Genomic DNA, 18049 nt, shown 5'->3' on the forward strand with positions numbered 1-18049 from the left:
TCCCTACTCTCTGAGCCCTTCGGCAATCTCTCTGTGCCCTTCGGCAATCTCTCTGTGCCCTTCGGCGATTTCTCTGTGCCCTTCGGCAATGCGATCGAACAAGCTCTGGCACTCCGCGTTCAATTCGCCGGAGTGATCGTCGAGCGCTGCCTCGGCGGTTTTCATCAACGCTGTGAAGTCGCAGAGGGCCTCGGCCGCCGTGTCCACCTGTGCGGTGGCATCAAACAGTGCTTTTCGTGTCGCACCTGCATACGGATTGCCCGCTTGTACGTCCCAGTACACCTCCGGTTCGCCGCCGGCTATCCGCGCCAGGAGCGCGAGCAAGGTCCGATGCGGGGGAGGGGCTACCGCGAGGAGTTCGTCCGCGGAAACTCCGAGTTCGGCCAGGGCAACGCCGAAAGCCAGTACCGACGCGTGTGTCAGAACCTGGGTAGCCGCGGCCAACCGGTCGTGACGATCGGCGTCCATCACCGCGACCGACGCTCCCCACGAGCGCACGACGTCGAGGAATCTGGCGGACTGCGGACCGTCGACGTACGGCACTGCGATGACGGCCCGACCGCGTGGGCCGAGCGACGGACGGAACATGGGGTTGAGTCCGAGGAACTCCCCTTCTCGGCCGGCGTCGGCGATTGCTGCGTCCATCCGCGATTTGACCGACAGCGTGTCCACAACGAGAGCGCCGGATGCTCGAAGGCTCGGTAGTGCGGCTAGAGCGACCTGTTCGGGAACGGCGAGCACGATGACGCTCGAGGACTCCACGTGTGCGAGGACCCGGTCACTGGGTTTCGTGATGTCTCCGACGACTACATCTCCGTCAGGATCGCTGCCTGCTGGGTCGACGACGGTGACCGTCGACCCCCCGCCGCGAAGCAATTCGACGAACATGGATCCGACGGCACCCAGCCCGCCGACAACCGTCGCTGTGCCTGATGCCGCCGTCATGGCTGGATCTACCCGCCGTACTCGAGGACCCGCGAGGACACCGCATCGAGTGCACGGAGCAGAGTGGACGCCTTGACCGTGGTCTCGTCGAATTCTTCTTCCGGGTCGGACAACGCTGTAATGGCACCACCGATTCCGAAGGTCACGCCGCTCTCGGTGCAGACCAGCGACCGGATCACGATCGAGAGGTCTGCGGCGCCACCGAGGGCGAAGTACCCGATCGATCCCGAGTAGACCCCACGTGGGCCGGATTCGAGGCGGTCGATGATCTCCATCGTTCGTACCTTCGGAGCACCTGTCATCGATCCGCCGGGGAACGCGGCGCGGACACAGTCCACCGCCGACGACCCCGGGCTCAGATGTCCACGCACCGTCGACACCATTTGGTGAACGGACGAGTACGACTCGATCGCGAACAGCCTCGGAACGTGGACACTTCCCGGAACGCAGACCTTGGTGAGGTCGTTGCGAGTGAGGTCCACGATCATCAGGTTCTCGGCGCGGTCCTTCTCGCTGTCGAGCAGGTCCTGCCGTAGCGCAGCATCACGCGCTCGGGTGACGCCGCGCGGACGGGTCCCTTTGATCGGCTTGGACTCGACGTTGCCGTCCGAGTCGACACGAAGGAACCGCTCAGGCGAGGCCGAGACCACCGAGATGCTGGTGAAGTCGAGAAGTGCGCTGTACGGCGTCGGATTGATCGAGCGCAGATACTCGAACGCCTGCTGTGCATCGATCGTCTCGTCGACGCTCGCCATGTTGGTCAGACATACCTCGTAGGACTCACCTGCCCGGATCTCCGAGAGGGCCGTTCCGATCAACGACAGGTACTGATCGCGATCATGCCGAAGGCGAGCCTGCGTCCAGACGGTGTCGCTGATCAGCGGAACGGGGGTGCGTTCCGGAAGGTCCGCGCCGATCCGCGCCAGGGTGTCGACGGTCGATTCGAGCCAATCGTCATAGCCGGCGTCCCGGACTTTCTCGCGCAACCTCAAAACGTGAGTGCGGCCCGCGGTGTGATCGATGACGACGGCGCGATCGGCAAACACCAGAGCGGCATCAGGAGTGGGTGCCGGATGGACTGCCCTTCCTCCCGTCTGTGCTTTCAGTTCGTAGCCGAGGTAGCCCACGTAGCCGAGGTTGAAGTCGAGTTCCGGATGCGAGGGCACGAAGCGCGTCGAGAGTTGTGCGTCCAAGTAATCGAAGAACGGAACTCGAATGTGCTCGTCGGACAAGCCTTTTCGGCTGACAGTCAGTACCTCGGCTTGCACGTCGTACGTGATGAACTCGGCCAGCGGCCCCGACGAATCGCCGAGTATCGAAAAGCGCGCACTCGGCTCTGCGGTTGCCGCGCGGTCCAGCCAGAACGCGTTCGGGCCGTCGGCGAACAGTGCTGCATAGGCCGCAGACGGGTCCACTGCAAAATCGAGAGTCACGTCGTCGACGTCGTAGTTGATCGCCGGCCGCAGGTCGGGTGTTTGCGAAGTCGGTTCGGGTCGGATCACCGAATCCAGAGTGCGTCCGACGGACAGATCGCGGAAGTTCGCGAGCAAATCTATGCCGAACTCGGTACTGATGGACTCCGGATGGAACTGAACGCCCCACATCGGCTTGGTCCGGTGCCGGACACCCATGAGCAGACCGTCGGACGTCCACGCGGTACGAACGAAGGCGTTCGGCAGATTCTCGACGGTCAACGAGTGGTAGCGAACAGCTCGGAACGGCGACGGAAGTCCGGCAAAGATGCCCGAGCCGTCGTGATCGATCAGCGAAATTCGGCCGTGCATCGGTACGGGCGCAACCACCACGTCCGCGCCGAACAACTCGCACAGTCCCTGGTGGCCGAGACAGACACCGAGAAGTGGGAGAGGCGCTTCTTCGATGAAACGGCGGCTGATTCCGAAATCACGGTCGCGACCCGGCCGGCCGGGACCTGGGGAGATGACCACGTTGTCGTATGACGCGAGATCGATGGAATCCCAATCCGCGTCGTTGCGGACCACGGTCGGCACAACCCCGTTGACCTCGGTCAACAGGGTGAACAGGTTGTAGGTGAACGAGTCGTAATTGTCCACCAGAAGGGTGCGGGAACTCATGTCGATGATCCTGATCTCGGTCCGACGGATTCCCGAACAGTGTCCTCCTCCTCAACAGGTGCGTTGATCACCAGGTCTTCGAGTCGACAGGTCTCGGCAATCATCAGCTCGTACAGGGCGTTGAAGAAGTCGGGGGAGAGGTCGTGTCTACGGGCGAATTCACGCGCCCGCTCCTGCACGAGGCGGACGCGGCCGGGTTGCATCATCGGAACCTCGCGGGAGCGCTTCCACTCGCCGATGCGTAGGCAGAGTTCCAGCCGCTGCCGCACCGTCTCGAGAAGTAGAGCGTCGATGGCGTCGAGGTCGCGCCGGAAGCTGTCCAATCCCTCGGCCTCGTCCGGATACGACGAGGTCTGCGTGCCTGCTTCGGAACTCGTTGTGGTCAAGAACTCTTCCACGAGGCCTCCCGGTGCTCGGCGTGACGCGAGGTCGACAATGTGGTGCCCGGAACGCAACCCACCTCCGGACACCGGCACCCCGACCGACCATCGCCGTTCGGGGAGGTGTTCCACGATCGTCATTCGCCGAAACCTGCGGTAGTGCCTAATTCTGCGAAACCTGTTTGGCGGGCGAATCAGGTTGCGATGCAGGCGGGTTCGTGAGTGCCTACTTGGGGGAGACCCAGGTGGTGATTTCGGCGTGGACTACTTCCTTGCCGCCCCGGTCGAAGATCGAGATGGGAACGAGAAGTTCCGTGCCACTCTCGATCGCCGCGAAGTCCGGCAAAGTCTCGAGTCGGGCGACCGCCCGCAGGCCGGTCTCGGCCTTGGCGAGGTAGTCGACCTTCATGGACTTGGGGATCCAGCGGTGCGAGTTCGGAACCGTCGCTTCGCTCAGCATGCCCATTGCGACCTCCGCGAGATTGCATGCTGCGATCGCGTGAAAAGTGCCGAGATGGTTGTGGACGCCCCACCATTTGGGGGAGCGGACCTCGCACAGTCCCGGTTCCAACTTGGTCACCCGGGGGAGAACGGAGGCGAAGTAGGGCACGCGAATGGACATCGCCGCCGAGAAAACTGCATGTCCGAGGGCGTTGTCCGGCAATTTCTGCCATCCGCGATAGGTGGGGCTGGAAGTAGTCATCGGACTATCTTACTTCTGAGTAAGGTTGTTGTCGCGCAGCTCACTCGGAAAGGCTGGTTCGGGGGAGTTGAGGAATCGGGCCAGGTACGGCATACTGGTCGGGTTGCCTTGTCCGGGACGCGGTCGTTTGCGGCCGTGATCGGGTAAGGGTAAGACGTCACAGACGATCGATCGCAGATCCCGTCAGGGTAATCGGGTCAACGACTGTGACCATGCAAGACATGCAAGACGAGAAGTAATGCAGGACGGAAGCAGTACCTACTTTGTGTTCGACATCGAACACGTCCGGTACGCATCACGCGCCAGATGATCGAAAGATTGTCCGGCGCAGGATGAGTGAGAAGGCGACACGCCCGACCGCGTGTACCGGAGAACAATGACAAACGAACAGCGGCAGCAGATCCTGATCTGATCCGATGCTCGGTTTACCGCTAACACGGTCTTCCGAACTTTCGGACTTGGTCCCGATCGCTTCAGTGTTCGTCGTGTCATCGTCCAGGCAAGGACTGTGCAGACGAGGTAGCTCGAGCCTGACCAGGCGGGCTACGAAACGCGGCAAGAAAAGGACACTAAGCGTGGCGGGACAAAAGATCCGCATCAGGCTCAAGGCCTACGACCACGAGGCGATCGACGCGTCAGCGCGCAAGATCGTCGAGACGGTAACCCGTACGGGTGCCCGCGTCGTTGGACCTGTGCCGTTGCCGACCGAGAAGAACGTATATTGCGTCATCCGCTCGCCGCACAAGTACAAGGACTCGCGCGAGCACTTCGAGATGCGTACTCACAAGCGGCTGATCGACATTCTCGACCCGACGCCGAAGACGGTTGACGCGCTCATGCGCATCGACCTTCCGGCCAGTGTCGACGTGAACATTCAGTGACGGCGGAGACAAAAACAATGACTGATACCAAGATCAAGGGAATCCTGGGCACCAAGCTCGGCATGACCCAGGTCTTCGACGAGAACAACCGGGTTGTCCCGGTCACCGTCGTGAAGGCTGGGCCGAACGTCGTAACCCAGATCCGTACCGAAGAGCGTGACGGCTACAGCGCCGTTCAGCTCGCGTTCGGCGCCATCGACCCGCGCAAGGTGAACAAGCCGACTTCCGGCCAGTTCACCAAGGCTGGTGTGACCCCGCGTCGCCACGTAGTGGAGCTCCGCGTTGCGGACACCTCCGACTACGAGGTCGGCCAGGAGCTCACCGCCGAGGTCTTCGAGGACGGCGCATACGTCGACGTCACCGGAACCAGCAAGGGCAAGGGCTTCGCCGGAACCATGAAGCGTCACGGCTTCAAGGGACAGGGCGCGTCGCACGGTACCCAGGCTGTTCACCGCCGCCCGGGCTCCATCGGTGGCTGTGCAACTCCCGGCCGCGTGTTCAAGGGCATGCGCATGTCCGGACGCATGGGTAGCGACCGCATCACGACGCAGAACCTCTCGGTCCACAAGGTGGATGCCGAGAACGGCCTGCTGCTGATCAAGGGTGCGATCCCCGGCCGCAAGGGCGGCCTCGTGATCGTCAAGAGTGCAGTGAAGGGTGGTGCACGGGCATGACCAGCACCGAGACCAAGTTGACCCTGGACGTCAAGGTCGCCGGCGGCAAGACCAACGGCACCGTCGATCTCCCCGCTGAGATCTTCGACGCTCCGGCCAACATCGCGCTTCTCCATCAGGTTGTCGTCGCGCAGCTCGCAGCTGCTCGTCAGGGAACCCACTCCACCAAGACCCGCGGCGACGTCCGCGGCGGTGGCAAGAAGCCGTACCGCCAGAAGGGCACCGGCCGCGCACGCCAGGGCTCGACTCGCGCACCGCAGTTCGTCGGCGGCGGAACCGTTCACGGCCCGCAGCCGCGTGACTACAGCCAGCGCACCCCCAAGAAGATGAAGGCAGCCGCTCTTCGCGGAGCCCTCTCTGACCGCGCACGCAACGAGCGCATCCACGTCATCACCGAACTGGTTGCAGGGCAGACGCCTTCGACCAAGGGCGCAATCGCGTTCCTCGGCGAGATTTCGGATCGCAAGAAGCTGCTGCTCGTCGTGGGTCGCCAGGATGTAGCCGCTTGGAAGAGCGTGCAGAACCTGGAAGGCGTGCATCCCATTGCACCCGACCAGCTCAACACCTACGACGTGCTCAATGCAGACGATGTCGTGTTCAGCGTCGAGGCACTCAACGCGTTCATCCACGGGCCCGCAGAGAGCGCTCAGAACAAGGAGGACGCCAAGTGAGCACCATCGCTGACCCCCGCGACATCCTGCTCGCTCCGGTCATCTCCGAGAAGTCCTACGGACTGATCGAGGAAGGCACCTACACCTTCCTGGTGCACCCGGACTCGAACAAGACGCAGATCAAGATTGCCGTCGAGAAGGTCTTCGGCGTCAAGGTGACCAGCGTCAACACCGCCAACCGTCAGGGCAAGCGTAAGCGGACCCGATTCGGTTACGGCAAGCGCAAGGACACCAAGCGCGCGCTCGTGACCCTGTCCGCTGACAGCAAGCCCATCGAGATCTTCGGAGGACCGGTCGCGTAAGCGCCGGGACTTGACGAGACATAGAGGACGAGAAGACTCATGGCAATCCGTAAGTACAAGCCGACAACACCGGGCCGTCGTGGCTCGAGCGTCTCGGACTTCGCCGAGATCACTCGGTCAACCCCCGAGAAGTCGCTGGTTCGCCCGCTGCACGGTCGCGGTGGACGTAACGCACACGGTCGTATCACCACCCGTCACAAGGGTGGCGGACACAAGCGTGCATACCGACTGATCGATTTCCGTCGCAACGACAAGGACGGCATCCCGGCAAAGGTCGCTCACATCGAGTACGACCCCAACCGCACAGCAAACATCGCACTCCTGCATTACGCAGACGGTGAGAAGCGCTACATCATCGCCCCCAAGGGCCTGGTGCAGGGTTCACCGGTCGAGTCCGGTGCAGGCGCCGACATCAAGCCGGGCAACAACCTGCCGCTGCGCAACATCCCGACTGGTACCACCATCCACGGTGTGGAACTGCGTCCCGGCGGCGGAGCCAAGATGGCTCGTTCCGCAGGCGCCAGCATCCAGCTCCTCGGTAAGGAAGGCAGCTACGCCACGCTGCGTATGCCTTCCGGTGAAATCCGTCGCGTCGACGTGCGCTGCCGCGCATCCGTCGGCGAGGTCGGCAACGCCGAGCAGTCGAACATCAACTGGGGCAAGGCCGGCCGTATGCGTTGGAAGGGCAAGCGCCCGACCGTTCGTGGTGTCGTGATGAACCCGGTCGACCACCCGCACGGTGGCGGCGAGGGCAAGACCTCAGGTGGACGCCACCCGGTCAGCCCGTGGGGTAAGCCTGAAGGCCGTACCCGCAAGAACAAGGCAAGCGACAAGATGATCGTCCGTCGCCGCCGCACCGGCAAGAACAAGCGCTAGGAGGGAGTGAAGGATGCCACGCAGCCTTAAGAAGGGCCCGTTCGTCGATGACCACCTCCTCGCGAAGGTGGATGTACAGAACGAAAAGGGAACCAAGCAGGTCATCAAGACCTGGTCCCGTCGTTCGACAATCATCCCGGACTTCATCGGCCACACGTTTGCAGTTCACGACGGCCGCAAGCACGTCCCCGTGTTCGTTTCCGACTCCATGGTCGGACACAAGCTCGGAGAGTTTGCACCGACCCGCACGTTCAAGGGTCACATCAAGGATGATCGGAAGGCGAAGAGGCGATGAGCAACACCGAAACCGCCAACCCGACTGCCAAGGCTGTAGCGAAGCACGTTCGCGTTACGCCGATGAAGGCACGTCGAGTTGTGGACCTGGTCCGCGGGCGCTCGGTTGAAGACGCCCTGAACATCCTGAAGTTCGCGCCGCAGGCAGCGAGCGAGCCGGTCGCCAAGGTGATCGCCTCCGCAGCAGCCAACGCCGAGAACAACCTCGACCTCGACCCCAGCACGCTTGTCGTTGCTACGGCGTTCGTGGACGAGGGCGCGACCCTCAAGCGGTTCCAGCCGCGTGCACAGGGACGTGCGTTCCGTATTCGCAAGCGCACCAGTCACATCACCGTGATCGTGGAGAGCCTGCCGAAGACCGGAACATCGACCCGTAATCGCCGGAAGGGAAGTGCTCAGTAGTGGGCCAGAAAATCAACCCGCACGGCTTCCGTCTCGGCATCACCACCGACTGGAAGTCTCGCTGGTACGCAGACAAGCAGTACGCGGAGTACGTCAAGGAAGACGTCGCGATCCGTAAGCTCCTCGCCACCGGCATGGAGCGCGCAGGAATCGCGAAGGTCGAAATCGAGCGCACCCGTGACCGTGTTCGCGTGGACATCCACACTGCACGTCCGGGCATCGTCATCGGCCGCCGCGGCGCCGAAGCCGATCGCATCCGCTCCGAGCTCGAGAAGCTGACCGGCAAGCAGGTTCAGCTGAACATCCTCGAAGTCAAGAACGCAGAAGCTGAAGCACAGCTCGTCGCACAGGGTGTGGCCGAGCAGCTCTCGAACCGCGTTGCCTTCCGTCGTGCAATGCGCAAGGCCATCCAGTCGGCCATGCGTCAGCCCAACGTCAAGGGAATCCGCGTTCAGTGCTCCGGTCGTCTCGGCGGCGCCGAGATGTCCCGGTCGGAGTTCTACCGCGAAGGCCGTGTGCCGCTGCACACGCTTCGTGCGGACATCGACTACGGCCTCTACGAGGCCAAGACCACCTTCGGTCGCATCGGCGTCAAGGTCTGGATCTACAAGGGCGACATCGTCGGTGGCAAGCGTGAGCTCGCCGCCAACACGGCCGCACCGGCCGGGGATCGCCCGCGTCGTGAGCGTCCGAGCCGTCCGCGTCGTTCCGGTGCCACCGGTACCACTGCGACCAGCACCGAGGCCGGCCGCGCAGCGACCGCAACCGCCGATGCTCCCGCAACTGAACAGAATCAGGAGGGCTGACGCATGTTGATCCCACGGCGGGTCAAGCACCGCAAGCAGCACCACCCGAGCCGTTCGGGTGCCGCCAAGGGCGGTACCCAGGTGACCTTCGGTGACTACGGCATCCAGGCTCTCGAGCCTGCCTACATCACCAACCGGCAGATCGAGTCCGCTCGTATCGCCATGACTCGGCACATCAAGCGTGGCGGCAAGATCTGGATCAACATCTTCCCGGATCGCCCCCTCACGAAGAAGCCGGCCGAAACCCGAATGGGTTCCGGTAAGGGTTCGCCCGAGTGGTGGATTGCCAACGTCAAGCCCGGACGCGTTCTGTTCGAGATGACATACCCCAACGAGGAGATTGCTCGTGAGGCCCTGCGCCGCGCGATGCACAAGCTCCCGTGCAAGTGCCGGATCGTGACCAGAGAGGAGCAGTTCTGATGGCTACTGGAACCCCAGCAGCAGAGCTCCGCGAGCTCAGTGAAGACGAGCTGGTCACCCGGCTCCGTGAGTCGAAGGAAGAGCTTTTCAACCTTCGTTTCCAGATGGCTACCGGCCAGATGGACAACAACCGACGACTGCGCACCGTTCGTCACGAGATCGCGCGCATCTACACCGTCCTGCGTGAGCGTGAGCTCGGACTCGCTGTGGGTCCGGATGCAGGTGACGCGGCATGAGTGAGGAAAAAGCAGTGAGCACAGAAGAGCGCGCGAGCCGTAAGGTCCGTGTCGGATACGTCGTGTCCGACAAGATGGAAAAGACGATCGTGGTCGAGCTCGAAGACCGCGTCAAGCACAAGCTCTACGGCAAGATCATCCGCCGTACGACCAAGGTGAAGGCGCACGACGAGAACGGCGTTGCCGGCGTCGGCGACCGCGTTCAGCTGATGGAAACCCGTCCGCTGTCCGCGACGAAGCACTGGCGTCTGGTCGAGGTCCTCGAAAAGGCCAAGTAAGCCTGATCGAATCCTCGAGCTGATCGAGTATCACCGAATGGCCCGCTTCCCCTTGGGGGAGTGGGCCATTCGGCTTTCCGGGGGCTTTCGGGGCTTTCCGGCTGAAGGGTTCGAGTTGCGTCGAGTACGGCTGATTTGGTATTCGGTGAACCCTTCCCTACAATAGAACGGTTGCCTGTGGCAGAGGTGTGTCTTCACGTGCGCAGCTCGAACGGTGCTTGCAGTGATCGTCTCCCGACGTCAGTCGGTGGGACTGCAGCTCAGACACGACGCAGGTGGCAACAATGACCGCGCGCACCGGGTCGGTAATCCGTTGCGCACGAAATTCCAGGTCTAGGGAGATCAAGTGATTCAGCAGGAGTCGCGAGTTCGCGTCGCTGATAACACGGGTGCCAAGGAAATCCTTTGCATCCGCGTTCTCGGCGGTTCGTCACGTCGCTACGCCGGGATCGGTGACGTCATCGTCGCCACCGTCAAGGACGCAATCCCCGGTGGAAACATCAAGAAGGGTGAGGTCGTCAAGGCCGTCATCGTTCGCACGACCAAGGAGCGCCGTCGTCCGGACGGTTCCTACATCAAGTTCGACGAGAACGCTGCAGTGCTCATCAAGGCTGACAGTGATCCCCGTGGAACCCGCATCTTCGGACCCGTCGGCCGTGAGCTGCGCGAGAAGAAGTTCATGAAGATCGTTTCGCTTGCCCCGGAGGTGCTGTGATGAAGGTGCACAAGGGTGACACCGTTCTGGTCATCGCCGGCAAGGACAAGGGCGCGAAGGGCAAGGTCATTCAGGCCTACCCCGCGACCGACAAGGTCCTCGTCGAAGGCGTGAACCGAATCAAGAAGCACACCGCGGTTTCCGCGAACGAGCGCGGAGCATCCTCCGGCGGGATCGTCACGCAGGAAGCCCCGATCCACGTTTCCAACGTTGCAGTCGTCGACTCGGACGGAAACCCCACCCGCGTGGGCTACCGCACCGACGAAGAGTCCGGCAAGCGCGTTCGGATTTCCCGGAAGAACGGGAAGGACATCTGACATGACCTCCACCGAAAACAAGGTCCAGCCGCGCCTCAAGGCACGCTACCGAGCTGAGATCAAGGACGCGCTCAACAGCGAGTTCGACTACTCGAACGTCATGCAGATCCCCGGCGTCGTCAAGGTTGTCGTCAACATGGGCGTCGGCGACGCTGCCCGTGACGCCAAGCTGATCAACGGCGCTGTCCATGACCTGTCGCTGATCACGGGCCAGAAGCCCGAGATCCGCAAGGCACGTAAGTCCATCGCGCAGTTCAAGCTCCGCGAAGGTATGCCCATCGGCGCACGCGTCACCCTCCGTGGCGACCGCATGTGGGAGTTCCTGGACCGCCTCGTGTCTGTCGCTCTGCCCCGTATCCGCGACTTCCGCGGTCTCTCGGGCAACCAGTTCGACGGCAACGGCAACTACACGTTCGGCCTCAACGAGCAGTCGATGTTCCACGAGATCGACGTGGACAAGATCGATCGCCCCCGCGGTATGGACATCACCGTCGTGACCACCGCAACCAACAACGAAGAAGGCCGTGCACTGCTCAAGCACCTCGGCTTCCCGTTCAAGGAGAACTGAGCGCATGGCTAAGAAGGCATTGGTCAACAAGGCCAACAAGAAGCCCAAGTTCGCGGTTCGCGCCTACACCCGCTGCCAGCGGTGCGGTCGCCCGCACTCGGTGTTCCGCAAGTTCGGCTTGTGCCGTATCTGCGTTCGCGAGATGGCTCACGCCGGCGAGCTTCCCGGAGTTCGCAAGAGCTCTTGGTGATCTGAGGCCCTCGGGCTTCGTCACACCACGCATGTGAATGGACGTGGGTTCCTTTGGAACCCACGTCCATTCGTGGTTTCCATCGAGTTGTGTATCGCGCCGATCCTGAAAAGAACTGTCGCGCTGCGACTCTGGTTGAAAGCGATCATCGTTCGTCGATGTCGTTCTTCGGTGCCGAACGAGCAGTTCAGATTTCGGGGTGCGTCGATACCTTCCCGATCAGCGACCTTCGGGTGGCGGTGGGGGAGCCGACGTGGCATCCCGGTGGACACCTGCGCCAAAGTTCCCTACACTAGAGCGGTTGCCGTGGCTGACGCATGCGTTCAGCTCGGTGCGGTAACTTACGCCGTCTGACACAAGTCGGACGGCCCAGCCGAATTGCTGGAGGCCCACGATCGGATTCGTCCGGTGTTGCATGGGAACCACAGCGAGAAAGGTGTCGAGGTCGACCTATGACCATGACTGACCCCATCGCAGACTTCTTGACGCGTCTGCGCAACGCCAACACGGCGTACCACGATGAGGTGAAGCTTCCCCACTCGAAGATCAAGGCGAACATCGCCGAGATCCTCAAGCGCGAGGGCTACATCTCCGATTTCCGTACCGAAGACGCAGAGGTCGGCAAGACCCTCATCGTCGATCTGAAGTACGGTCCCAGCCGCGAGCGTAGCCTCGCCGGCGTGCGTCGCGTTTCCAAGCCCGGTCTCCGGGTTTACGCGAAGTCCACCAACCTGCCCAAGGTCCTCGGAGGCCTCGGCGTGGCCATCATCTCCACGTCGTCCGGTCTGCTCACCGATCGCCAGGCGGCCAATCAAGGAGTAGGCGGGGAAGTCCTCGCCTACGTCTGGTAAGGGAGGCCACCACAATGTCGCGTATTGGAAAGATTCCGGTCACCGTCCCCGCGGGCGTTGACGTCACGATCAGCGGCCAGGATGTCACCGTCAAGGGTCCCAAGGGCACCCTCGCGCTGACCATCTCCGAGCCCATCGCAATCGAAAAGGCAGAGGACGGCTCGCTGAGCGTCACGCGCCCCGACGACGAGCGTCGTAGCCGCGCGCTGCACGGTCTGTCGCGGACCCTGGTTGCGAACATCATCACCGGTGTCACCGAGGGTTACACGAAGAAGATGGAGATCCACGGTGTTGGTTACCGTGTGGCACTGAAGGGCAAGGACCTCGAGTTCGCGCTCGGCTTCAGCCACCCGGTGCCGATCGAGGCTCCTGAAGGCATCACCTTCGTCGTCGAGTCGCCCACCCGGTTCTCGGTGTCCGGCATCGACAAGCAGAAGGTCGGGCAGATCTCGGCCAACATCCGTCGTCTCCGTCGTCCGGACCCGTACAAGGGTAAGGGCGTGCGTTACGAGGGTGAGCAGATCCGCCGCAAGGTCGGAAAGACGGGTAAGTGATATGAGCCAGACTGCAAACCAGAAAGCCAAGCGGATTCCGCTGGGCAAGGATGCGTCCACCAAGCGTCGTCTCTCGAAGACGCGTCGTCACTTCCGTCTCCGCAAGAAGGTCTCCGGCACGCCCGAGCGTCCCCGCTTGGTCGTCAACCGGTCCTCGCGCCACATCCACGTCCAGCTCGTGGACGACCTGGCCGGCCACACCCTGGTCTCCGCGTCGACCATCGAAGCAGACGTGCGCGTGGCAGAAGGCGACAAGAAGGCTGCGAGCGCGAAGGTCGGTCAGCTGATCGCCGAGCGCGCCAAGGCTGCCGGCGTGGAAGCAGTTGTCTTCGACCACGGCGGACACGGCTACCACGGTCGCATCGCGGCCCTGGCAGACGCGGCTCGCGAAGGCGGGTTGAAGTTCTGATGACCAACATTTTCAACGGAAGGACAGCCTGATGCCGGGACGTCAAAGGCGTGACGGCGGAAGCGGACCCGCCGGACAGAATGGCCCCAACAGCGGTGACAACAGCAACGCTCGTGGGGACAACCGTGGTGGCGGCCGTGACCGTCGCGACGGTGGCCGTGGCGGAAACGCTGCGGAGAAGTCACAGTTCATCGAGCGCGTTGTCACGATCAACCGCGTTTCCAAGGTCGTCAAGGGTGGTCGTCGCTTCAGCTTCACCGCTCTGGTGATCGTCGGAGACGGCAACGGACTGGTCGGCGTCGGCTACGGAAAGGCCAAGGAAGTTCCCGCGGCCATCCAGAAGGGTGTCGAGGAGGCTCGCAAGAGCTTCTTCCGCGTCCCGATGATCGCCAACACCATCACTCACCCCGTTCAGGGTGAGGCTGCTGCCGGCATCGTCATGCTTCGCCCGGCAAGCCCCGGTACCGGTGTTATCGCCGGTGGCGCTGTGCGCGCCGTGCTGGAGTGCGCTGGTATCGCGGACATCCTGTCGAAGTCGCTCGGTAGCGACAACGCCATCAACGTCGTGCATGCGACCGTTGCTGCGCTCAAGGGTCTGCAGCGTCCCGAGGAAGTTGCGGCTCGCCGCGGCCTCACCCTCGAAGAGGTTGCACCCGCCGGCATGCTTCGCGCTCGCGCACAGGCTGCTGGGAGTGTGAAGTAATGGCAGATCTCAAGGTCACTCAGATCAAGAGCATCATCGGGACCAAGCAGAACCAGAAGGATTCTCTGCGCACGCTCGGTCTCAAGGGCATCCGTCAGACCGTTGTTCGTGAGGACAACGCACAGAACCGCGGTCTGATCAACGTGGTGCGCCACCTCGTAACAGTTGAGGAGGTCTAACCATGACCATCAAACTGCACCACCTGCGCCCCGCTCCGGGATCCAAGTCCAACAAGATTCGTGTTGGACGCGGTGAGGGCGGCAAGCGTGGTAAGACCGCAGGTCGCGGTACCAAGGGCACCAAGGCACGTAACACCGTGCGCGTGGGCTTCGAGGGTGGACAGATGCCGCTTCACATGCGTCTGCCCAAGCTCAAGGGCTTCACGAACCCGTTCCGCACCGAGTACCAGGTCGTCAATGTCGGCGACATCGCCCGTCTGTTCCCCGAAGGTGGAGCAATCACGGTCGAGGATCTCGTTGCCAAGGGCGCAGTCCGCAAGAACCAGCTCGTCAAGGTTCTGGGCGACGGCGAACTGACAGTTGCCGTTCAGGTGACCGTCGACAAGTTCACCGGTTCCGCCAAGGAAAAGATTGCTGCTGCCGGTGGTTCCGCCACCGAGCTGTGAGTAATCACGCGTAGCTAGTCCGATGGCCGCAGCGCAGCGTTTGCTGCGCTGCGGCCATCGGCGTCTACCAGGTCTTGTCACAGATTGGTCGTGCATGCCTCGGATGGGCCAGTATTCTGGTCACCGAGTGGCAAATGTATCTTCGGCTTACCCGGTTTTCGTGGTCTGCCCGCTTAGTTCCCAAATGCTCACTGTTAGAGTTCAAAAGTTCGACAGGTCAAACGATCTGTCTCCCTACCGTCGTGCCAGGAGGATCTTTGCTTTCCGCCTTCGTCTCGGCCCTCAGGACCCCAGACCTGAGGCGGAAGATCCTCTTCACCCTCGGCTTGGTGGCTCTGTATCGGGTCGGCGCTCTCATTCCGTCCCCAGGTGTCGACTACGGCCGCGTGCGTCAGTGCATCGATATCGCCAACTCCGGTGACTCAGCAGGTATCTACTCGCTGATCAACCTGTTCTCCGGTGGCGCTCTGCTGCAGATGTCGATCTTTGCGATCGGCATCATGCCGTACATCACGGCAAGCATCATCGTGCAGCTACTGACCGTGGTGATCCCGAAGTTCGAGGAACTTCGAAAAGAAGGCCAGTCCGGTCAGGCCAAGATGACGCAGTACACGCGTTACCTGTCCATCGCTCTGGCAATCCTGCAGTCGACCGGCATCGTCGCTCTTGCGGCACGCGGACAGCTGCTCCAGGGCTGTGACGACATCATCGCCGACAAGTCGATCTTCGGTCTTGCCATCATCGTGCTGGTCATGACTGCCGGTGCTGCCATGGTCATGTGGTTCGGCGAGGTCATCACCGAACGTGGCGTGGGTAACGGTATGTCGCTCCTCATCTTCGCCGGTATCGCATCGCGTATCCCGAGCGAGGGCAAGTCGATTCTCGACAGCCGCGGTCCACTGGTCTTCGCCTTCGTCTGCCTCGCAGCGCTGTTGATCATCGCCGGTGTCGTCTTCGTCGAGCAGGGTCAGCGCCGGATCCCGGTTCAGTACGCAAAGCGGATGGTCGGACGCAAGATGTACGGCGGATCCTCGACGTACCTGCCTCTGAAGGTGAACCAGGCCGGCGTCATCCCGGTGATCTTCGCGTCTTCACTGCTGTACCTCCCGAACTTGATCGCACAGCTGACTTCGGCCAGTACAGCGGTCGACCCCAGTTGGTGGCAGCGCCTCATCAACACCTACCTGGTGAACCCGGCCAACCCGGTGTACATCGCGATCTACTTCGGCCTGATCGTCTTCTTCACATACTTCTACGTCGCCATCACCTTCAATCCCGAAGAGCGCGCCGACGAGATGAAGAAGTTCGGCGGCTTCATCCCCGGTATCCGACCAGGTCAGCCGACCGCGGACTACCTCAACTACGTGCTGAGTCGCATCACCCTTCCGGGTGCGATTTACCTCGGCACCATTGCTGTTCTGCCCAACCTGTTCCTCGACATCGGGAATGGCGGCGGCGCGCAGAACCTGCCGTTCGGTGGCACCGCGGTGCTGATCATGGTCAGCGTCGGCCTGGACACCGTGAAGCAGATCGAGAGTCAGCTAATGCAGCGTAACTATGAAGGGTTCCTCAAGTGAGACTTGTCCTCCTTGGTCCTCCCGGTGCCGGCAAGGGCACCCAGGCCGCTATCTTGTCCGAGAAGTTCGGCGTTCCCCATATCTCCACGGGTGATCTCTTCCGCGCGAACATCGGTCAGGCCACCGCTCTCGGTGTGGAAGCAAAGAAGTACATCGACGCCGGCGAACTCGTACCGAGTTCGATCACCAACGACATGGTGAAGGCTCGCGTCGCAGAACCGGACGCAGCAAACGGTTTCCTTCTCGACGGATTTCCGCGCTCGGTCGAACAGGCTCAGGCACTCGAGGGAATCTTGAAGGATCTCGACACCAAGCTCGACGGTGTCCTCTCTTTTGTTGTCGACGAGGACATCGTGGTCGAGCGCATGCTCGCCCGCGGTCGTGCAGACGACACCGAGGACGTCATTCGCAACCGACTCCGGGTCTACCGCGACGAGACGTCACCGCTGTTCGATTACTACAAGGACAGCATCGTCTCCGTCGACGCGATCGGCGAGGTCGAAGAGGTCAACGCACGCGCACTGGCAGCGTTGGGTAAGTAATGGTCTTCGGGCGTAAACGCAAGGTTGTTCCGTTCCGCTCCGCGGGCGAACTCGACGCGATGGCTGCCGCCGGTGCGATCGTGGGTTCGGCCCTGGTGGCGGTGCGCGCTGCGGCAAAGCCCGGTGTCAGCACTTTGGAATTGAACGCGGTCGCAGAATCGGTCATTCGTGACGCCGGCGCCGTGCCCTCGTTCCTCGGGTACCACGGCTTCACCGGTTCGATCTGCTCTTCGGTCAACGATCGCGTCGTTCACGGGATCCCCTCAGCTCAGGACATCCTGGCTGAAGGCGACCTCGTTTCCATCGACTGTGGCGCGATCCTCGACGGTTGGCACGGTGACTCTGCCTGGACGTTCGGAGTCGGTGAGATCAGCGTCGCCGATCAGGAACTCAGCGAAGCTACTCGGCTTTCGATGGAAGCCGGGATCGCGGCGATGATCGCCGGTAACCGTCTGACGGATGTTTCGCACGCGATCGAGGTCGGTACTCATGCCGCCGAGAAGTTGCACGGTCGTTCCTACGGCATCGTCGACGGATACGGTGGACACGGAATCGGTCGGGAAATGCACATGGATCCGTTCCTCGCCAATGAAGGTGCCCCGGGTAAGGGTCCTGAACTGGTTGTCGGATCGTGCCTCGCGATCGAGCCGATGCTCACGCTCGGCACCACCGACACGGTGATTCTCGACGACGACTGGACCGTTGTGACGACCGACGGGTCCCGGGCGGCGCACTGGGAACACACTGTCGCTGTGACCGAGGACGGTCCGCGGATTCTGACACTCCGGCCGGAGTAGTTGACGCCGTCGCTGACAAGTGTTGGCAGCGAGCATGATTCACGTTCGAGAAGTCCCAGCCTCATGTCGAGGCTGGGACTTTTTCGATGGGGGAGCGGTGTGCGTCGTCACCCTGACCGGAGGCGCATTTGGCCTGGTCGTTTACATCGCGTAACATGGCTAGGCGGTGCGCTATGCGCGTCGATAGTTCGTGTGCCTACGCCCGGATCGCTCCGGGATCGGGCCCCCGAAGTGCCGACG

28 protein-coding genes are annotated in these 18049 nt (G+C 62.2%); 24 read left to right on the forward strand and 4 right to left on the reverse strand.

Going from position 1 to position 18049, the window contains the following annotated elements; translation table 11 throughout:
- Positions 1-3 precede the first annotated feature (3 nt).
- The 4 genes from GJB56_RS02175 to GJB56_RS02190 all read right to left on the reverse strand — a co-directional run bounded on the left by GJB56_RS02175 (position 4) and on the right by GJB56_RS02190 (position 4121).
- A complete protein-coding gene (locus GJB56_RS02175) occupies positions 4-945 on the reverse strand; it encodes a prephenate dehydrogenase dimerization domain-containing protein (RefSeq protein ID WP_113683089.1) in 942 nt (313 codons plus the stop codon).
- An 8-nt stretch (positions 946-953) separates the two neighbouring features.
- A complete protein-coding gene (pabB, locus tag GJB56_RS02180) occupies positions 954-3038 on the reverse strand; it encodes an aminodeoxychorismate synthase component I (RefSeq protein ID WP_113683088.1) in 2085 nt (694 codons plus the stop codon).
- Positions 3035-3559 (reverse strand): chorismate mutase family protein, encoded by a 525-nt coding sequence (locus tag GJB56_RS02185; RefSeq protein ID WP_019747551.1) that lies wholly within the window; start codon positions 3557-3559, stop codon positions 3035-3037. Before GJB56_RS02185 ends, pabB begins: the two co-directional genes overlap by 4 nt.
- Before the next feature lie 85 nt (positions 3560-3644).
- Positions 3645-4121, reverse strand: coding sequence for a hotdog fold domain-containing protein (locus tag GJB56_RS02190; RefSeq protein ID WP_003940943.1), 477 nt, complete (start codon positions 4119-4121; stop codon positions 3645-3647).
- Between the two features lie 575 nt (positions 4122-4696).
- Here GJB56_RS02190 and rpsJ point away from each other — a divergent pair.
- The 24 genes from rpsJ (at position 4697) to map (ending at position 17809) form a co-directional block, all read left to right on the forward strand.
- On the forward strand, positions 4697-5002 hold the full coding sequence (gene rpsJ / locus GJB56_RS02195) for a 30S ribosomal protein S10 (protein ID WP_003938093.1): 306 nt from the start codon (positions 4697-4699) through the stop codon (positions 5000-5002).
- A gap of 17 nt (positions 5003-5019) precedes the next feature.
- Entirely contained in the window at positions 5020-5676 is a 657-nt protein-coding gene (gene rplC / locus GJB56_RS02200) for a 50S ribosomal protein L3 (RefSeq protein ID WP_003940826.1), read from the forward strand.
- Positions 5673-6347: a 50S ribosomal protein L4 gene (gene rplD, locus GJB56_RS02205; protein WP_003940723.1), complete on the forward strand. Its 675-nt coding sequence runs from the start codon at positions 5673-5675 to the stop codon at positions 6345-6347. Before rplC ends, rplD begins: the two co-directional genes overlap by 4 nt.
- Positions 6344-6649 (forward strand): 50S ribosomal protein L23, encoded by a 306-nt coding sequence (rplW, locus tag GJB56_RS02210; RefSeq protein WP_003940990.1) that lies wholly within the window; start codon positions 6344-6346, stop codon positions 6647-6649. Before rplD ends, rplW begins: the two co-directional genes overlap by 4 nt.
- Positions 6650-6688: 39 nt before the next feature.
- Complete coding sequence (gene rplB / locus GJB56_RS02215) at positions 6689-7525, forward strand: 50S ribosomal protein L2 (protein WP_003940895.1); 837 nt, start codon at positions 6689-6691, stop codon at positions 7523-7525.
- A gap of 13 nt (positions 7526-7538) precedes the next feature.
- On the forward strand, positions 7539-7820 hold the full coding sequence (gene rpsS, locus GJB56_RS02220) for a 30S ribosomal protein S19 (RefSeq protein WP_003940820.1): 282 nt from the start codon (positions 7539-7541) through the stop codon (positions 7818-7820).
- Positions 7817-8221, forward strand: a complete 405-nt coding sequence (gene rplV, locus GJB56_RS02225) for a 50S ribosomal protein L22 (RefSeq protein WP_003940717.1) — start codon at positions 7817-7819, stop codon at positions 8219-8221. The genes rpsS and rplV overlap by 4 nt, the downstream gene beginning before the upstream one ends.
- The gene (rpsC, locus tag GJB56_RS02230) at positions 8221-9027 is read left to right on the forward strand and encodes a 30S ribosomal protein S3 (protein ID WP_003941003.1); all 807 of its coding nucleotides are present in this window, start codon (positions 8221-8223) and stop codon (positions 9025-9027) included. Before rplV ends, rpsC begins: the two co-directional genes overlap by 1 nt.
- 3 nt (positions 9028-9030) lie before the next feature.
- Positions 9031-9447, forward strand: coding sequence for a 50S ribosomal protein L16 (gene rplP / locus GJB56_RS02235; protein WP_003940899.1), 417 nt, complete (start codon positions 9031-9033; stop codon positions 9445-9447).
- Positions 9447-9683 carry a 50S ribosomal protein L29 gene (gene rpmC, locus GJB56_RS02240; RefSeq protein WP_003940734.1) on the forward strand — a complete coding sequence of 79 codons (237 nt, stop codon included), beginning with the start codon at positions 9447-9449 and terminating at the stop codon, positions 9681-9683. Before rplP ends, rpmC begins: the two co-directional genes overlap by 1 nt.
- The gene (gene rpsQ / locus GJB56_RS02245; RefSeq protein ID WP_003941020.1) at positions 9680-9961 is read left to right on the forward strand and encodes a 30S ribosomal protein S17; all 282 of its coding nucleotides are present in this window, start codon (positions 9680-9682) and stop codon (positions 9959-9961) included. The genes rpmC and rpsQ overlap by 4 nt, the downstream gene beginning before the upstream one ends.
- A 346-nt stretch (positions 9962-10307) precedes the next feature.
- On the forward strand, positions 10308-10676 hold the full coding sequence (gene rplN, locus GJB56_RS02250) for a 50S ribosomal protein L14 (protein ID WP_003940951.1): 369 nt from the start codon (positions 10308-10310) through the stop codon (positions 10674-10676).
- Positions 10676-10993 carry a 50S ribosomal protein L24 gene (gene rplX / locus GJB56_RS02255; protein WP_003941019.1) on the forward strand — a complete coding sequence of 106 codons (318 nt, stop codon included), beginning with the start codon at positions 10676-10678 and terminating at the stop codon, positions 10991-10993. Before rplN ends, rplX begins: the two co-directional genes overlap by 1 nt.
- Before the next feature lies 1 nt (position 10994).
- On the forward strand, positions 10995-11561 hold the full coding sequence (rplE, locus tag GJB56_RS02260; RefSeq protein ID WP_003940924.1) for a 50S ribosomal protein L5: 567 nt from the start codon (positions 10995-10997) through the stop codon (positions 11559-11561).
- Between the two features lie 4 nt (positions 11562-11565).
- On the forward strand, positions 11566-11751 hold the full coding sequence (locus tag GJB56_RS02265; RefSeq protein ID WP_003940698.1) for a type Z 30S ribosomal protein S14: 186 nt from the start codon (positions 11566-11568) through the stop codon (positions 11749-11751).
- Between the two features lie 452 nt (positions 11752-12203).
- Complete coding sequence (rpsH, locus tag GJB56_RS02270) at positions 12204-12602, forward strand: 30S ribosomal protein S8 (protein WP_003940873.1); 399 nt, start codon at positions 12204-12206, stop codon at positions 12600-12602.
- Between the two features lie 14 nt (positions 12603-12616).
- Positions 12617-13156: a 50S ribosomal protein L6 gene (rplF, locus tag GJB56_RS02275; RefSeq protein WP_003940970.1), complete on the forward strand. Its 540-nt coding sequence runs from the start codon at positions 12617-12619 to the stop codon at positions 13154-13156.
- Position 13157: 1 nt separating this feature from the next.
- Entirely contained in the window at positions 13158-13565 is a 408-nt protein-coding gene (gene rplR, locus GJB56_RS02280) for a 50S ribosomal protein L18 (protein ID WP_113683086.1), read from the forward strand.
- A 31-nt stretch (positions 13566-13596) separates the two neighbouring features.
- Positions 13597-14268 carry a 30S ribosomal protein S5 gene (rpsE, locus tag GJB56_RS02285; RefSeq protein ID WP_003940718.1) on the forward strand — a complete coding sequence of 224 codons (672 nt, stop codon included), beginning with the start codon at positions 13597-13599 and terminating at the stop codon, positions 14266-14268.
- The gene (rpmD, locus tag GJB56_RS02290) at positions 14268-14447 is read left to right on the forward strand and encodes a 50S ribosomal protein L30 (RefSeq protein WP_003940751.1); all 180 of its coding nucleotides are present in this window, start codon (positions 14268-14270) and stop codon (positions 14445-14447) included. Before rpsE ends, rpmD begins: the two co-directional genes overlap by 1 nt.
- 2 nt (positions 14448-14449) lie before the next feature.
- Complete coding sequence (gene rplO / locus GJB56_RS02295) at positions 14450-14893, forward strand: 50S ribosomal protein L15 (RefSeq protein ID WP_019747555.1); 444 nt, start codon at positions 14450-14452, stop codon at positions 14891-14893.
- A gap of 257 nt (positions 14894-15150) precedes the next feature.
- Positions 15151-16470 (forward strand): preprotein translocase subunit SecY, encoded by a 1320-nt coding sequence (gene secY / locus GJB56_RS02300; RefSeq protein ID WP_020906895.1) that lies wholly within the window; start codon positions 15151-15153, stop codon positions 16468-16470.
- Positions 16467-17012, forward strand: coding sequence for an adenylate kinase (locus tag GJB56_RS02305; RefSeq protein ID WP_003940868.1), 546 nt, complete (start codon positions 16467-16469; stop codon positions 17010-17012). Before secY ends, GJB56_RS02305 begins: the two co-directional genes overlap by 4 nt.
- On the forward strand, positions 17012-17809 hold the full coding sequence (map, locus tag GJB56_RS02310; protein ID WP_003940806.1) for a type I methionyl aminopeptidase: 798 nt from the start codon (positions 17012-17014) through the stop codon (positions 17807-17809). Before GJB56_RS02305 ends, map begins: the two co-directional genes overlap by 1 nt.
- Positions 17810-18049 lie beyond the last annotated feature (240 nt).

Source organism: Rhodococcus sp. AQ5-07 (assembly GCF_009707305.1).
Classification (GTDB): domain Bacteria; phylum Actinomycetota; class Actinomycetes; order Mycobacteriales; family Mycobacteriaceae; genus Rhodococcus_F; species Rhodococcus_F erythropolis.

Coding starts and splice junctions, on each gene's coding strand:
- GJB56_RS02175 (WP_113683089.1), bottom strand. CDS start 945: ATGACGGCGGCATCAGGCACAGCGACGGTTGTCGGCGGGCTGGGTGCC.
- pabB (WP_113683088.1), bottom strand. CDS start 3,038: ATGAGTTCCCGCACCCTTCTGGTGGACAATTACGACTCGTTCACCTAC.
- GJB56_RS02185 (WP_019747551.1), bottom strand. CDS start 3,559: ATGACGATCGTGGAACACCTCCCCGAACGGCGATGGTCGGTCGGGGTG.
- GJB56_RS02190 (WP_003940943.1), bottom strand. CDS start 4,121: ATGACTACTTCCAGCCCCACCTATCGCGGATGGCAGAAATTGCCGGAC.
- rplC (WP_003940826.1), top strand. CDS start 5,020: ATGACTGATACCAAGATCAAGGGAATCCTGGGCACCAAGCTCGGCATG.
- rplD (WP_003940723.1), top strand. CDS start 5,673: ATGACCAGCACCGAGACCAAGTTGACCCTGGACGTCAAGGTCGCCGGC.
- rplB (WP_003940895.1), top strand. CDS start 6,689: ATGGCAATCCGTAAGTACAAGCCGACAACACCGGGCCGTCGTGGCTCG.
- rpsS (WP_003940820.1), top strand. CDS start 7,539: ATGCCACGCAGCCTTAAGAAGGGCCCGTTCGTCGATGACCACCTCCTC.
- rplV (WP_003940717.1), top strand. CDS start 7,817: ATGAGCAACACCGAAACCGCCAACCCGACTGCCAAGGCTGTAGCGAAG.
- rplP (WP_003940899.1), top strand. CDS start 9,031: ATGTTGATCCCACGGCGGGTCAAGCACCGCAAGCAGCACCACCCGAGC.
- rpmC (WP_003940734.1), top strand. CDS start 9,447: ATGGCTACTGGAACCCCAGCAGCAGAGCTCCGCGAGCTCAGTGAAGAC.
- rpsQ (WP_003941020.1), top strand. CDS start 9,680: ATGAGTGAGGAAAAAGCAGTGAGCACAGAAGAGCGCGCGAGCCGTAAG.
- rplX (WP_003941019.1), top strand. CDS start 10,676: ATGAAGGTGCACAAGGGTGACACCGTTCTGGTCATCGCCGGCAAGGAC.
- rplE (WP_003940924.1), top strand. CDS start 10,995: ATGACCTCCACCGAAAACAAGGTCCAGCCGCGCCTCAAGGCACGCTAC.
- GJB56_RS02265 (WP_003940698.1), top strand. CDS start 11,566: ATGGCTAAGAAGGCATTGGTCAACAAGGCCAACAAGAAGCCCAAGTTC.
- rpsH (WP_003940873.1), top strand. CDS start 12,204: ATGACCATGACTGACCCCATCGCAGACTTCTTGACGCGTCTGCGCAAC.
- rplF (WP_003940970.1), top strand. CDS start 12,617: ATGTCGCGTATTGGAAAGATTCCGGTCACCGTCCCCGCGGGCGTTGAC.
- rplR (WP_113683086.1), top strand. CDS start 13,158: ATGAGCCAGACTGCAAACCAGAAAGCCAAGCGGATTCCGCTGGGCAAG.
- rpsE (WP_003940718.1), top strand. CDS start 13,597: ATGCCGGGACGTCAAAGGCGTGACGGCGGAAGCGGACCCGCCGGACAG.
- rpmD (WP_003940751.1), top strand. CDS start 14,268: ATGGCAGATCTCAAGGTCACTCAGATCAAGAGCATCATCGGGACCAAG.
- rplO (WP_019747555.1), top strand. CDS start 14,450: ATGACCATCAAACTGCACCACCTGCGCCCCGCTCCGGGATCCAAGTCC.
- map (WP_003940806.1), top strand. CDS start 17,012: ATGGTCTTCGGGCGTAAACGCAAGGTTGTTCCGTTCCGCTCCGCGGGC.